Origin of the sequence: Acidovorax sp. (assembly GCF_021287135.1) — a bacterium.
In the GTDB taxonomy this organism is placed as follows: Bacteria; Pseudomonadota; Gammaproteobacteria; order Burkholderiales; family Burkholderiaceae_C; genus Acidovorax.
On sequence record NZ_JAJTBB010000047.1, the window covers coordinates 160,366 to 173,394 of the forward strand.

The 13,029-nt window shown below is 68.7% G+C and carries 12 protein-coding genes; 5 read left to right on the plus strand and 7 right to left on the minus strand.

Annotated features, from left to right (window positions below):
- Positions 1 to 11: 11 nt before the first annotated feature.
- The 3 genes from LWW96_RS11900 (at position 12) to LWW96_RS11910 (ending at position 2,785) form a co-directional block, all read left to right on the plus strand.
- The gene (locus LWW96_RS11900) at positions 12 to 710 is read left to right on the plus strand and encodes an ABC transporter ATP-binding protein (protein WP_291487223.1); all 699 of its coding nucleotides are present in this window, start codon (positions 12 to 14) and stop codon (positions 708 to 710) included.
- 44 nt (positions 711 to 754) lie between these two features.
- Entirely contained in the window at positions 755 to 1,501 is a 747-nt protein-coding gene (rlmB, locus tag LWW96_RS11905; RefSeq protein WP_291487225.1) for a 23S rRNA (guanosine(2251)-2'-O)-methyltransferase RlmB, read from the plus strand.
- A 117-nt stretch (positions 1,502 to 1,618) separates the two neighbouring features.
- A complete protein-coding gene (locus LWW96_RS11910) occupies positions 1,619 to 2,785 on the plus strand; it encodes an ABC transporter substrate-binding protein (protein WP_291487226.1) in 1,167 nt (388 codons plus the stop codon).
- A 42-nt stretch (positions 2,786 to 2,827) separates the two neighbouring features.
- Here the strand turns inward: LWW96_RS11910 and LWW96_RS11915 are convergent, their stop codons facing one another.
- Together LWW96_RS11915 and LWW96_RS11920 are read right to left on the minus strand one after the other, a co-directional pair.
- Positions 2,828 to 3,436 carry a chromate transporter gene (locus LWW96_RS11915; RefSeq protein ID WP_291487228.1) on the minus strand — a complete coding sequence of 203 codons (609 nt, stop codon included), beginning with the start codon at positions 3,434 to 3,436 and terminating at the stop codon, positions 2,828 to 2,830.
- On the minus strand, positions 3,433 to 4,032 hold the full coding sequence (locus LWW96_RS11920; RefSeq protein ID WP_291487231.1) for a chromate transporter: 600 nt from the start codon (positions 4,030 to 4,032) through the stop codon (positions 3,433 to 3,435). The genes LWW96_RS11915 and LWW96_RS11920 overlap by 4 nt, the downstream gene beginning before the upstream one ends.
- Before the next feature lie 274 nt (positions 4,033 to 4,306).
- On the opposite strand from LWW96_RS11920, the gene LWW96_RS11925 reads away from it, so the two are divergent.
- Positions 4,307 to 5,152 (plus strand): fumarylacetoacetate hydrolase family protein, encoded by an 846-nt coding sequence (locus LWW96_RS11925; RefSeq protein ID WP_291487233.1) that lies wholly within the window; start codon positions 4,307 to 4,309, stop codon positions 5,150 to 5,152.
- 37 nt (positions 5,153 to 5,189) lie between these two features.
- On the opposite strand, the gene LWW96_RS11930 is transcribed toward LWW96_RS11925, so the two are convergent.
- Positions 5,190 to 5,474: a DUF6150 family protein gene (locus LWW96_RS11930; protein ID WP_291487235.1), complete on the minus strand. Its 285-nt coding sequence runs from the start codon at positions 5,472 to 5,474 to the stop codon at positions 5,190 to 5,192.
- 230 nt (positions 5,475 to 5,704) lie between these two features.
- Here LWW96_RS11930 and LWW96_RS11935 point away from each other — a divergent pair, with 230 nt between their 5' ends.
- Positions 5,705 to 7,009: a sodium:proton antiporter gene (locus LWW96_RS11935; RefSeq protein ID WP_291487237.1), complete on the plus strand. Its 1,305-nt coding sequence runs from the start codon at positions 5,705 to 5,707 to the stop codon at positions 7,007 to 7,009.
- Positions 7,010 to 7,126: 117 nt separating this feature from the next.
- Here LWW96_RS11935 and LWW96_RS11940 read toward each other — a convergent pair whose 3' ends face one another.
- The 4 genes from LWW96_RS11940 to LWW96_RS11955 all read right to left on the minus strand — a co-directional run bounded on the left by LWW96_RS11940 (position 7,127) and on the right by LWW96_RS11955 (position 12,890).
- Complete coding sequence (locus LWW96_RS11940) at positions 7,127 to 8,179, minus strand: phytanoyl-CoA dioxygenase family protein (RefSeq protein WP_291487239.1); 1,053 nt, start codon at positions 8,177 to 8,179, stop codon at positions 7,127 to 7,129.
- A gap of 102 nt (positions 8,180 to 8,281) precedes the next feature.
- Positions 8,282 to 9,601 carry a HipA domain-containing protein gene (locus LWW96_RS11945; protein WP_291487241.1) on the minus strand — a complete coding sequence of 440 codons (1,320 nt, stop codon included), beginning with the start codon at positions 9,599 to 9,601 and terminating at the stop codon, positions 8,282 to 8,284.
- Between the two features lie 35 nt (positions 9,602 to 9,636).
- Positions 9,637 to 9,945: a helix-turn-helix transcriptional regulator gene (locus LWW96_RS11950; RefSeq protein WP_291487252.1), complete on the minus strand. Its 309-nt coding sequence runs from the start codon at positions 9,943 to 9,945 to the stop codon at positions 9,637 to 9,639.
- A gap of 107 nt (positions 9,946 to 10,052) precedes the next feature.
- A complete protein-coding gene (locus tag LWW96_RS11955; RefSeq protein WP_366117985.1) occupies positions 10,053 to 12,890 on the minus strand; it encodes a DNA methyltransferase in 2,838 nt (945 codons plus the stop codon).
- Positions 12,891 to 13,029 lie beyond the last annotated feature (139 nt).

Here is a 13,029-nt window from a genome sequence, read left to right on the forward strand (position 1 = left end):
AAGAGCCTTTCATGTCCGCATCTTCCCCCGGGGTGCTCCCGGCATCAACGCCCATCATCGCGGTGGAGCATGTTTTCAAATCGGTCACGGATTCCACCGGCACGCTCGACATTCTGCGGGATATCGATTTCCGCCTGGAGGCCAGGGAAACCGCCGCCATCGTGGGGGCGTCGGGCTCGGGCAAGAGCACCCTGCTGTCCATCATTGCCGGGCTGGACGTGCCCACCCGCGGCACGGTGCGGCTGGACGGCCACGACCTCTTTGCGCTGGATGAGGATGCGCGCGCTGCGCTGCGGGCCCAGAAGGTGGGATTCGTGTTCCAGAGCTTCCAGCTCATGGGCAACCTGACCGCGCTGGAGAACGTGATGCTGCCACTGGAGCTGGCCAACCGCCGCGATGCGCGCAAGGCTGCAGCCGACATGCTGGCGCGGGTGGGGCTGGGGCAGCGCCTGGCCCATTACCCCAAGGTGCTGTCGGGCGGCGAACAGCAGCGCGTGGCGCTGGCGCGTGCCTTTGTGGTGCAGCCGGCCGTGCTGTTGGCGGATGAACCCACGGGCAGTCTCGACTTTGCGACGGGCGAGACCATCATGCGGCTGATGTTCGATCTGAACCGCGAGCAGGGCACGACGCTGGTGCTGGTGACGCACGACCGCGCCATCGCCGCGCAGTGCGACCGCCGCATCACCATCGAGGCCGGGCGGGTGGTGTAGGGCGGGGGCGCGTCGGTCCCGCCCGTCCCGCCGATAATCGGGGGATGTCGTCCCCCAAAGTCCTCTTCGGCTTTCACGCCGTGGGCGTGCGTCTGAAGACCGCGCCGCAGTCCATCATCGAGATCTACTACGAAGCCACGCGCCGCGATGCGCGCATGCGCCAGTTCCTGGACCGCGCGCGGGAGGCCGGTGCCCGCCTGATCGAAGCCGACAGCGTGCGCATTGCCAAGCTGGCCGGCAGCCACGGCCACCAGGGCGTGGCGGCGCGGGTGGAGCCGGTGGCGCAGGTCACCTCGCTCGACGAACTGCTGGAGAACCTGGAAGCCGCAGGGGTCGAACAACCCCTGCTGCTGGTGCTGGACGGCGTGACCGACCCGCACAACCTGGGCGCCTGCCTGCGCGTGGCCGACGGTGCGGGTGCCCATGCGGTGATCGCACCCAAGGACCATGCCGTGGGCATCAACGCCACGGTGGCCAAGGTGGCCAGCGGCGCGGCCGAGACCATGCCGTACTTCATGGTGACCAACCTGGCACGCACGCTGAACGAGCTCAAGGAGCGCAACATCTGGTGCATCGGCACCAGCGACGATGCGCCCAAGACGCTGTACCAGGTGGACCTGAAAGGCCCGGTGGCGCTGGTGCTGGGGGCCGAGGGCGATGGCATGCGGCAGCTCACGCGCAAGACCTGCGACGAGCTGGTGAGTATCCCCATGAAGGGCGCGGTGGAGAGCCTCAACGTCTCCGTGGCCAGCGGCGTGTGCCTGTACGAGGCGCTGCGCCAGCGCTTCTGATCCCCGCGATACGCCCGCCCCGGCGCAGGCTGGCCGACCCTGTCGCAGACCGGACAGTGCCCGTGCCGCCCAGACGGTAGCCTCCGCGCTTTTTGCACTCCTGGGGGCGTATCGACTATGAGCCGTAGACACTTTCTTTTGCGGGCCACCCAAGCCGTGGCGGCCACGGGCCTGCCCGCCTGGGTCCGCACTGCCGGGGCCGCCGAAGAGGCGCTGACCGCGCGCACCGTCAACCTGGGCTGCTCCATTGCGCTGACCGGCCCGCTGGGCCAGGCAGGCATCGAGCAAGTGGCCGGCATGAAGGCCGCGTTTGCCGAGGTGAATGCCGCCGGCGGCGTGCACGGCCGCGAAATCCGCCTGGACGCCAAGGACGATGGCTATGTGGCCAGCCGCACGCTCAAGAACGTGACGGACATGCTCGAGGCCCAGTCGGCCTTCGCGCTGATCTCCCCGCTGGGCACGGCCAACACCGCGGCGATCTTGCCGCTGGTGGAGTCCAAGGGCATTCCCACCGTCGGCCCGGTCACGGGCGCCACGTCGCTGCGCAGCGCCGACGCGCGCCACGTCTTCTTCCTGCGCCCCACTTACCGTGAGGAAACGCAGCGCCTGGTCAAGCAGGTGGTGGACATGGGCCTCAAGCGCATTGCCGTGGTGTACCTGGACAACCCCTTCGGCAAGGAAGTGCTCAAGGACATGTCTCGCGCGCTGGACGAAATCAAGGTCGAGCGCGCCGGCGAATTTGCATTGGCCGTGGACGGCAAGAACGGTGCCGAACTGGCCGACAAGGTGGCGGCGGAGCGGCCCGGCGCCGTGCTGCTGGCCACCACCGGCACGGCCAACACGGCGTTTGTGCAGGCGTTCCGCGCCAAGGCGCAGGGCGTGCCGCTGGCGGGCCTGTCGGTCACCGTGGTCGCCTCTGAAATGCCCAAGCTCGCAGCCGCCACGCGCGGCATGGCGCTGGTGCAGGTGTTCCCCGATGCCACGTCGCAGAAGTCGGTGGCGGTGCGCAAGTTCCAGGCCACGATGAAGGCCGTGGGCGCGGACGCGGCCTACCTGGGCAGCGGCAGCGCGCTGGAAGGCTGGCTCAACGCCCAGATCATGATCGAGGGCCTGAAGAACGCGGGCAAGGACCTCACGCGCGAGCGCCTGCGTGCCGGGCTGGCGGGCATCCGCGCGCTGTCGTTTGGCGACTTCACGGTGGGCTTTGGCAACAAGGCGCCTTACATCGGCTCCGACGCCATCTACCTGGCGGTGTACGCGGAGAACGGGCGCCGCATCAGCTGACGCCGGTGCCCGGCCGTGGCGGCCGGCTGCCGCGGCTACAGGCTACACCCAGCCCAGCGCCCCGAGCAGGGCGCCTGCGCCCAGCATCCACAGCAGGTGGAGCTTGGTGCGCCACACCAGCACCACGGTGACGGCGCTCAACAGCCACAGGGGCCAGGCCGTGGCGGGGCTTCCGTGGGCCCGGGCCAGCACCCACGCGGTGGCCAGCAGCAGGCCGATCACGACCGGCGACATTCCCTGCTTGAAAGCGCGCACCGCCCGCCGCTCGCGGTTGCGGTGGCCCCAGCGCGTGGCCAGCCAGGTCAACAGGCTGCTGGGCAGCATCACACCCAGCATGCACAGGCCCATGCCCAGCGCCCCCAGCAGCCAGCCGGACACGCCCGGCCCGCCCGCATTCAGCCCCACGTTCCAGCCCAGCAGCGCGATGAACAGCACGTTGGGCCCCGGTGCCGCCTGGGCGATGGCGATGGAGGCGTTGAACTGCGGGTCGGTCAGCCAGCCCTGGCGCTCGACCAGGAAGCGGTGCATGTCCGGCGCGGTGGCAATGGCCCCGCCCACGGCCAGCAGCGACAGCGACAGGTAGTACAGAAAAAGGTGGAGCCAGTCGGCGGCGTCCAGCGCCACGGCAGGCAGGGCAGCGCCGGCCATCATGGCGCAAGCTTTCGCCAGGTCAGCAGGCAGGCCGCGCCGCCCAGGACCGGCAGGATCCAGAACAGCGGCCACCGCAGCACCGCCATGGCCAGCACGGTGGCGGCAGCGATCGCCACGCACAGCGGGCGGCCCAGCGGGTGGTTGCGGATGGACACGAACAGCTTGATGCCCACCCCCGCAATCAGCCCCGCCGCCACGGCGCCCATGCCGCGCAGTGCGCCGGCCACCGCGGGGTGGGTGGAAAACTGCGCGTACACGGCCGCCAGCGTCAGCACCAGAATGAGCGGAAAGGTGAGCATGCCCGCCAGCGCCGCGAACGCGCCGCGCAGGCCGAAGTAGCGGTCGCCGATCATGATGCTCAGGTTGACCACGTTGGGGCCGGGCATGATCTGCGCCACGGCCCAGTCTTCCACGAACTCTTCGTTGGTCATCCAGCGCTTTTTCTCCACCAGCTCACGCTGCACCACGGCCAGCACGCCGCCAAAGCCCTGCAGGGCCAGCCAGGTGAAGGACCAGAACAGGTCCGCCGGATTGCGCGGCTGGGGCCGCGGTGGCGTGTCGGGCAGGGCGGGAGGGGACTCTTCGGCGGTGGCCATGGGAAAGATATCAATCAAAACGTGGCCTGGCGCTTACGTAGCAAGCGCAGGCAGCTATCAAATCAGGAGCGATTTAAGGGCGAACCGGCGGGTCGTGGCGCCCGGGCGCCATGGTAGCCGGACTGGGCCCGCCCGGGGGCGGTGCGGCTTCGCGTTGCGGCAGGGCGGGGCCGGCGATTCGCGTGCGCAAGCGCCGTGCGAGGCCGCTATGCTGCGGGGGCGGCGCAGGCTGCCTGTGCCGCCCAGTCTTTGAACAAGCTCTCAGGAACTCCCCATGAAACTCCTTCGCTATGGCCCGCCGGGCGCTGAGCGGCCCGGCCTGCTGGACGGCCAGGGCGTGCTGCGCGACCTGTCGATGCTGCTGCCCGACATCGGCCCTGCCCAGCTGAACCCCCGCACCCTGTCAGCGCTGGCAGCGCTCGACGCCGCCCGGCTGCCGGCCGTCGAGGGCGCGCCGCGCCTGGGGTGCCCGGTGGGCGGCGTGGGCAAGATCGTGTGCGTGGGGCTCAACTATGCGGACCATGCCCGCGAGGCCGGCCTGCAGCCCCCCGCCGAGCCCGTGCTGTTCATGAAGGCCGTCACCGCGCTCAGCGGGCCGAACGACCCGGTGCGCATTCCGCCCGGCGCCGCCAAGACCGACTGGGAGGTGGAGCTGGGCATCGTCATCGGTACCCGCGCGCGCCAAGTCACCGAAGCCCAGGCGCTGGATTGCGTGGCGGGCTATGTGCTGGCCAACGATGTGTCCGAGCGCGCCTGGCAGATGGAGCGGGGCGGGCAGTGGGACAAGGGCAAGAGCTTCGACACGTTTGCGCCCGTCGGCCCCTGGCTGGTGACGGCGGATGAGGTGCCGGACCCCCACGCCATTGCGCTGTGGCTGGAGGTGAACGGCCGGCGCATGCAGGACGGCTCCACCCGCGACTTCATCTTCGGGGTGCCCACGGTGGTGTCGTACATCAGCCAGTGCATGACCCTGGAGCCCGGCGATCTCATCCTCACCGGCACGCCGGCGGGCGTGGGGCTGGGGCAAAAGCCGTCGCCCCAGTTCCTGAAACCCGGCGACGTGATGCGCCTGGGCGGTGCGGGTCTGGGCGAGCAGACGCTGTCCTGCGTGGCCGGGTAAGACCGACCGGAACCGACCGGGGCCGACCGGCGGCGGGCTATCCCAGCTTGCCGCGCAGCGGGTGGTCCTTGGTGCGCCAGCCGGCCTGCTCGGGGCTGTGGACCTTGAAGAGCTTGAGGTCGGCCTGGCTCTGGTGCTTGACCGGAAACACCCGGAAGCTCGCCTGGTCCGGGTAGGTCACGAAGAACCACACCCCGTCTCCGCTGGCTTGCGTGGCGTAGGCCACCTCGTGCCAGCACAGGTCGGCCTGGGTCTCGTAGGGGACCTCGCAGATGCGCGCGTCGGCCTGGGTTTCGTACTTCACTTTCAGGACATGGGCCATAAGCTTCCTTGGGCGTGCTCAGGGGCTGATGGTAGCGCGCGCGTGCAGGCTCTTTGCGCCGGCGGGCCATGCCAGGGCTCGCACCGCGTACCCCGGGAAGCCGAGCGCAGGACTGGCATCTGCGTGCCGGGGCGGCGTGCGCGCTGACACCGGGGGCCGGTGCTGCCCGGCAGACACGGCGCCGCGCGGCCCGCACAGTGGGGCGGTGCGCATTCTTCGCAGCGATGGACATGCATGACGAGCTTCTCCCCGCCCTGGCGTTCTTGCTGGTGGGGCTGCTGCTGGTCGTGATGACGCTGACCAGTTCCTTCATCGCGCGGGTGCCCCTGAGTTCGGCCATCCTGTACCTCGCGGTCGGTGTGGGCATCGGGCCGTCGGGGCTGGGCCTGCTCCAGCTGGACCCGCTGCGCCACGCGCCGCTGCTGGAGCGGCTGACCGAGATCGCGGTGCTGATCTCGCTCTTTACGGTGGGCTTGAAGCTGGAGCTGCCGCTGCGCGACCGGCGCTGGCGCATCCCGTTGCAGCTGGCCACGGGGTCGATGCTGCTCACCGTGGGGGCGATTGCCGTGGTGGGCGTGGGACTGCTGCAGCTGCCTTGGGGTGCGGCGGTGCTGCTGGGGGCCATCCTGGCGCCCACCGATCCGGTGCTGGCGTCCGATGTGCAGGTGTCCGATCCGGGCGACCGCGACCGGTTGCGCTTCGGGCTCACGGGGGAGGGTGGCCTGAACGACGGCGCAGCCTTTCCGCTGGTGATGCTGGGCCTGGGCTGGCTGTCGTTGCACGACCTGGGCGACGCCGGGCGGCGCTGGTGGACGGTGGACCTGCTCTGGGCCGTGCTGGGCGGCCTGGCCATCGGCTACGCGCTGGGCGCCTTGGTGGGCCGTGCCATCCTGTACCTGCGCATCCGCCGCCGCGAAGCCCTGGGGCCCGACGAGTTCATGGTGTTGGGCCTCATCGCCTTGTCCTACGGCGTGGCTTTGCTGTGCCAAGCCTACGGCTTTCTGGCGGTGTTTGCTGCGGGCTTGGCGCTGCGCCGCGTGGCAGCGCAGCCGTCCGGGCACGCCCCGGCGACGCAGAGGGACAGTGCAGGCGCGCCCCCGGAGGCCCGCGTCTCCGGCTATCTGATGGAGTCGGTCGAACGCTTCAACGCCCAGCTGGAGCGCATTGCCGAAGTGGCGGTGGTGCTGGTGGTGGGCGCCTTGCTCGCGACCGTGGAGTTTGGTGCAGAGGTGCTGTGGTTCGTCCCGCTGCTGCTGGGGGTCATCCGCCCGCTGTCGGTGTACGCCGGCCTGTGGGGGGCGCCAGTGCAGCGCAACCAGCGCCGGCTGATCGCGTGGTTCGGCATCCGCGGCATTGGTTCGGTGTACTACCTCATGTACGCCATCACCCACGGGCTGCCGCCGGCCCTGGCGCAGCGCCTGCTGTCGCTCACCCTGGCGGTGGTGGTGGCGTCGATGGTGGTGCATGGCGTCTCGGTCACCCCGCTCATGCGGCGGTACGAGCAGCGCAAGCGCGGCAAGGCTGCAGAGGGGTGAGGGTGCGTCACCCGGGAATTTTCAAGAAAAAAAGCCATCCAGGCCTTGGTATACAAGCGCAAGCAGCTATTAAAAAAGGAGCGATTTGATCCGCCGGAAATGGGGGGCGGTCCCCCGTTAAAGCCAGGTCTCGTGGCAGGGTACCTCGGCGGGGGTGAGGTTGATGTACTGCACCAGCCGGGGCTGCGTGCCCGTGTTCGCGCTGGGACCGTGGGGCAGGGCCTGCTGCCAGATGATGAGGTCGCCGGCACCGGCGCCGATGGGCACCGGGTTCAGGGCCTTCAGGTCCTGCATGCGGGGGTTGGCGCCCTCGGGCAGCTGCGCCAGCCAGTCGCCCACCCGGTGCTGGAAGCCGGGCACCAGCGTCAGCGCGCCCTGCTCGGGTGGGGTGTCGGTCAGGTACAGGATGCCCTGGGTTCCGAACGGAATCGGCGGGTGCAGGCTCACGTCCCAGTGCAGGCCCTGGCCGCCGTATGCATAGCCGGGCCGCTCGGGCGGGTTGAAGCCGCAGCGGTCCGTGCTGCGCCACAGATCGGCCGTGCCCCACAGCTGGGCAAAGGCCTTGTGGATGCGCAGCGAGCGCCGGTTGGCCTCGAACGCGGGGTGCTGGAACAGTTGCACCATGACGTTGCGCGGCGCATGGGCGTACCAGGTGCCGGCATCGTCGGGATCGGCGCGCACGGCGTCCCACACCACCTGTGCGGCGGCGGCACTGCCGGCGGGGGACACTGCCAGGCGCACGATCACGTAGCCTTGCGTCTCCCAGTGTTCCAGGTCTGCGGCACTGAGCACCGGGGGCAGGGCGTTCACCTGGGCGTGCAGCTGGGCGATCTCTTCGGGCACCACGCCCGTGCCGTCCACCAGGGCCTGAATGCGGGCCACCGTGGCAGCCGATGGCGCGCCTGCGGTGCGCACGATCCAGTCCTCGAACGCCTCGAAGTCCGGCGCCTGGTGCAGCACATGCTGCAGGGTCTGCTCCAGCCCCACGCCCAGCGCGGACAGCACGATCTGCGTGCGGTGGGCTTCGGCGGCGGCGCCGGGCTGGGCGTGCCCCTGTCGGGCTGCCATCCAGCGCGACCAGCAGCGCTTGAGGTGGGGCACCTGGAGGGCGCCCATCTCCGTCTCGGGCGCCAGGGCCAGCGGGCTCCGCGCAAGGGATGTGTGGGTCATGGGGCGGTCTTTCGAAGGCTCAATGGCTTGGGCTCGTCGGCTTGGGTGCGGGTGCGGGCATTGTGCGTGCAACCCGCGCCCCGGGGATCACCGCATCCGGGGTCACTGCGCCAGGGCCACGCCGCCGGCCAGCCGCTGCGCCACCACGGTCCGCAGGGAGGCCGGAGCGTCCTGCAGCAGCCGGGGCCAGTCCTGCCGGGCGGTGGCCACCGTGTCCCGCAGCAGGGCCAGGTGGCGCGGCACGCGCAGCAGCCCGGCGGACTTCAGCAGCGCCTCCATGTCGGCCCAGCCAAAGGCGCGCAAGGTCTGGTCGATGGCGCGGTTCACGGCGTACTGGTTCTCGGGCACGCCCTCGAAAAAAGCCGCCACGCACACCGGGTCGTACAGCGGCGCGAGCTGCGGCACGCGGCCGTCGGGGTAGATCAGCGCCCAGTTCTTCAGGTGCGCGTCGGTGTTGCCCATCAGGATGAACGCCACCATGCGGGCCAGGAACTCGCGCGTGTCCTGCACCGGCTGGCGGCTCAGGCGGTTGAGCACGCGCAGCATGGTGGCCCAGTCTTGCAGGATGCCCTTGCCATACTTCTGCCGCGGCGTGTAGCCCAGGACCTGGTTGAACTCCTCCATGTGCACGCGCGCGCCGCCGGGCAGGTGGTCGAAGCGTTGCACGGCCAGGATCTCCTTGAAGGGAACGGCCTCGGGCAGCTCGGCCTCGGCGCGGGTGATGACCCGCACCTCAGCACAGTGCAGGCCCAGCGCCTGGCACAGCTGGTAGCCCGCGTACTCGTTGGCCACCAGGTCGGGGTGGGCGGAGGTGGGCAGCTTCAGGATCACGCTGCCGGCCGCGCCCTGGCGGTGCACGGTGTAGCGCCGCCCGTCCTGCACCGCGCTGAACTTGGTCACCACGCCAGGCAGCGAGGCCGCGTCCTGCACCGGCACTTCCACAAAGCCGGGCTCCAGCACATCCAGCCCCTGGGTGGTGTGCCAGTGCCGCACCACGTCCGGAATGCCCTCTTGCGCGGGCACGGGCTCCACCTCCAGCGCGCCCATCAGGTCGTGGCCGGCGGCGGCCAGCAGCTCGAACTCGTCGTCCGGGCTGCAGCCGCGCTCCCGCGCCAGCCGGTCGCGGTTGTGGCCCTCGGGCAGCAGGTTCTGAAAGTACACCGGCCAGCGCCCATCGGTGCGCACCAGCCGCGCGTCCCGCGCCGACGCCAGGATCTGCTGCGTGGCCGCCTCGTCGGCACCCTGAAAGCTCAGCGACAGCGTGGGGCGCTGCGGGTTGCGGATGTAGCCCTCGTCAAACGACACGCGCAGGATGTCGCCGTACTGCGAGAGGTAGCCAAGGGCCTCGCGCCCGCCCGGCGCGCCGTCCGCCAGCGGCGGCCGGTGCAGGTACAGGCGCAGGTAGCGGATGGAGGTGCTCATGGGGTGCGCCTTTCAGGCCAGCAGGGCTTGAGCGATCAGCCCGGACGGCTCAGGCTGTCCACCACCGAGGGCGGCGCATCCACCCCCTGCGGCTGGCCCAGGAATTTGCCCCCTGCCTGGACGAAAGCTTCCAGGCTCGGCCGCAGGCTGCTGGGCACGGCAATGATGTCCAGCCCCAGCACACGCGCCATCTCGGCCAGGGTGGAATAGCGCGGATCCAGGTCGCCGCCTTCCGTGCGCTGCACGGTCATGCGGGAGAGGCCGGCGCTTTCGGCCAGCTGGGCCTGGGTCATCTGGTGGGCCTTGCGGGCGGCGGCGAGTGTGCTGATCAGGTCGGTAGACATGATCATATTTATACTCTTTTTTCTTAAAAAGAGCATTTATTGAATCAAATCCGAGTTTCGCCACGGCTCACTCGGATTCCTGTTGCTTGCCAGCCAGTAGCGGCCGGTTAACCGCGCCAAGCCGTGGTGCTCTCTGTAGACACCCGCTGCGCCCGCCCCAGCGCCTCCAGCGTTTGCAGCAGCGTGGGCAGGCCCTTCTTCCAGGGGCCGCGGCCTTTGAAGCGGGCCTCGATGGTGGGCAGGGTCAGCGGGATGGGGCTGGTAGCCAGCGCATCGGCTACGGCGCGCACCTGCTCGGGCAGGGTGGCCGGCCAGGGGTGTTGAGTGGTTTTTTTTTGCTCTGGTTTCGATAGCGAAATTTCACTACCCAAATCGGCCTCTGGCGCTTGCTCATCTTGCGCCAGCAGCTCCTGTTTTCGCACCGAATTTTGCGGATTTTGAAAGTCGGGCCGCAGCCAGCGCACGCGGCCCTGGGCTTCTTCGGCGGCGCGCTGGGTGTTGAGCTGCACCAAGTGGGCCAGGATGTCGTCGGTGCTGGCCGTGGCGGGCAGGCCATAGGCCGCCAGCACCGCAGCATCCAGTTCGTCGTGCAGCTCGCGCAGCACGCCGACCAAGCCTTGGGCGTGCTGGGTTTTCTCTTTGGCGGTGAGCGCCCGGCCTTCACGCAGGGCCGCCAGCACGTTATAGATGCCCGTGAGGGTGAGGCCGGTGTTGCCGGATTCGGGGGCCAGCACGCGCTTGCGATGGGCGTCGATCTGTTCGGCGAGATGGGCGATGCGCTTGCGCAGGGGCGGGGTCAGGCCGGTGTCTTCGTCGGGGAAGGGGAAGGTTTCGAAGCAGCGGGATTTGTTGTAGCGCGGGTCGTTGCCGACGCCTAAACGCGAACCAGTCGCCAGCGCCCAGTCGATGTGGAACTGGCTGGAGAGCACGCCCAAGGTGTACGCGTCGTTCAATGCGATGGCGATCAGCATGTGGTCCGGCAGGATGCTGGCGTCCAGAAACTGGAAGACGCGGTGTTTGGCGGTTTCGACAGTGGCGATGTAGCGGGGAAGCCCGGCAAGCGCTCTGCGCAAGGTGCGGCGCGGTTCGCCAAAGATCCACCACTGATCGCGAAATTTTTGCCGGTTGTTCTGATCGCGCTCGGGTTTGACGCGCTCCAGCAGCCATTGGTACACGGCGGGTTGCTGCGTGCGCAGTTCGTCGGCACTGAGGCCAAAGGCGTCAATCACCAGTACGCCACGCGGCTCGCTGGTGAGGTCGCGGCCATTGCGGTAGGGATGAACCAACGGCGATGGGCCAAACGCCCGTGCTTCTTCTTCGCTCACGATGAAGCCACTGCCCGCCAGCATGACGCCGTTGCCGGAAATGCCTTCCAAAGCGCGCAAAGGCCGCGCTGCCGCTACATTCGCCCCGACGCTTAAATCCGCGTGAATCAGCCCGAGCCGTTCTTGCAGCGTTACCGCTACTTCACCAAAGTCGCCGGTTTGCTCGGCGGTCACGTTCAGCAGATGGCCTTCGCCCGCACCCGGTGCCAGAACTGTCATGGCAATGCGCACGGCGGCGCCGTTGGCGCCGTCCACCCACGGATGGTCGGGAACGGCCATTTCCAGATGCGTGCACTGGTCCAGTGCGGCCCGTACCACTCGGCGGTTGAAGGTCTGGCGCAGGCTGTTGGTGGTGATCAGCCCCATTCGCCGTGAGCGGCCCGCCGCCACCCGTGCGGCGGCGTGGTGCCACCAATACATCACAAAGTCGGCGCTGTCCGGTACTTCTGCCCACACGTTCCGCAAGGTTTCCACATAGCCGTCGCCCAAGGCTTCGCGCACGGCGGATTTCCCAATAAACGGCGGGTTCCCCACAATGAAATCCGCCTGCGGCCACTGCGCCTGCCGGGCGCCCACGTAGCGCCATTGCGGCACCTGGGCGGCTTCGTCGGGCACCTGTTCGCCCGTCACGGGGTGCATCTTGTAGGTGCGGCCATCCCAGCGGCTGAGCAACTGGCCCGCATCGTCATACGCCAGCTCTTGCGCGTCCCAGGCCAGCACGGCGTCGCGGCATTCGATGTTGCCGTAGTTGTGCACCACGGGCTCGGCCACGGCGGCGTTGCCGCGGGTGCGGATGTGCCACTGCAGGTAGCCTATCCACAGCACCAGCTCGGCCAGAGCGGCAGCGCGTTCGTTCAGCTCGATGCCGCGCAGCTGCTGCAGGGTGACGGTTTCGCCTTCAAAGCCGAGCTGGTCTTGCGTGTGGCCCAGGGCCTCCAGTTGGTTGACGACTTCGCCCTCCAGGCGCTTCAAGTGTTCCAGCGTCACGTACAAAAAGTTGGCGCTGCCGCAGGCCGGGTCGAGCACGCGGGTGGTGCACAGCTGGTGGTGGAATTTTTTGACCTCGGCACGGGCTTCGGCCAGCTTGGCGTCGCGTGCCTTGCCTTCTAGCGCGGCGGCTTCGTGCGCCAGCACCAGGGCTGCTGCCTGGGCGTTGCCCCAGTCGGCGCGCAGGGGCTCGATCACCGTGGGCAGCACCAAGCGTTCCACATAGGCGCGGGGCGTGTAGTGGGCGCCCAGGGCGTGGCGCTCGGTGGGGTCGAGGGCGCGTTCGAGCAAGGTGCCGAAGATAGCGGGCTCGACCTCGCGCCAATTGCACTTTGCGGCGGCGATGAGCAGGTCAACCTGCTCGGGCGCGAGCCGCAGGCTGTAGCCGTCTTCTCCCGCGCCCTTGAAGAGCTTGCCATTGAAGTACAGAACGGGCTTGGCCAGCGCGGCGCTGAAACCGCCCCGATCCATGTCGGCCCACAAGATGCGCAGCATCTGCTGCAGTGTGGCGGGGTCGTCGCGGTGCGCTTTCAGCAGGTCCAGAAAAGCACCCTTGGGGAGCAGCCCGACATCCTCCGCAAACATGGAAAACAAGCAACGGGTTAAATAATTAGCTACAATTTCAGGAGCAATAAATCGTTGCTGGTATTGACTTGGTTGGGTATTTTTCTTATAATCTGGACTGCTGGACTGCTGGACTGCTGGACTGCTGGACTGCTGGACTGCTGGACTGCTGGACTGCTGGACTGCTGGACTGCTGGACTGCTGGACT

Coding starts and splice junctions, on each gene's coding strand:
- LWW96_RS11915 (WP_291487228.1), bottom strand. CDS start 3,436: ATGATGGCCGGCGCTGCCCTGCCTGCCGTGGCGCTGGACGCCGCCGAC.
- LWW96_RS11945 (WP_291487241.1), bottom strand. CDS start 9,601: ATGAGCACCTCCATCCGCTACCTGCGCCTGTACCTGCACCGGCCGCCG.
- LWW96_RS11900 (WP_291487223.1), top strand. CDS start 12: ATGTCCGCATCTTCCCCCGGGGTGCTCCCGGCATCAACGCCCATCATC.
- LWW96_RS11925 (WP_291487233.1), top strand. CDS start 4,307: ATGAAACTCCTTCGCTATGGCCCGCCGGGCGCTGAGCGGCCCGGCCTG.
- LWW96_RS11930 (WP_291487235.1), bottom strand. CDS start 5,474: ATGGCCCATGTCCTGAAAGTGAAGTACGAAACCCAGGCCGACGCGCGC.
- LWW96_RS11935 (WP_291487237.1), top strand. CDS start 5,705: ATGCATGACGAGCTTCTCCCCGCCCTGGCGTTCTTGCTGGTGGGGCTG.
- LWW96_RS11920 (WP_291487231.1), bottom strand. CDS start 4,032: ATGGCCACCGCCGAAGAGTCCCCTCCCGCCCTGCCCGACACGCCACCG.
- rlmB (WP_291487225.1), top strand. CDS start 755: ATGTCGTCCCCCAAAGTCCTCTTCGGCTTTCACGCCGTGGGCGTGCGT.
- LWW96_RS11910 (WP_291487226.1), top strand. CDS start 1,619: ATGAGCCGTAGACACTTTCTTTTGCGGGCCACCCAAGCCGTGGCGGCC.
- LWW96_RS11940 (WP_291487239.1), bottom strand. CDS start 8,179: ATGACCCACACATCCCTTGCGCGGAGCCCGCTGGCCCTGGCGCCCGAG.
- LWW96_RS11950 (WP_291487252.1), bottom strand. CDS start 9,945: ATGTCTACCGACCTGATCAGCACACTCGCCGCCGCCCGCAAGGCCCAC.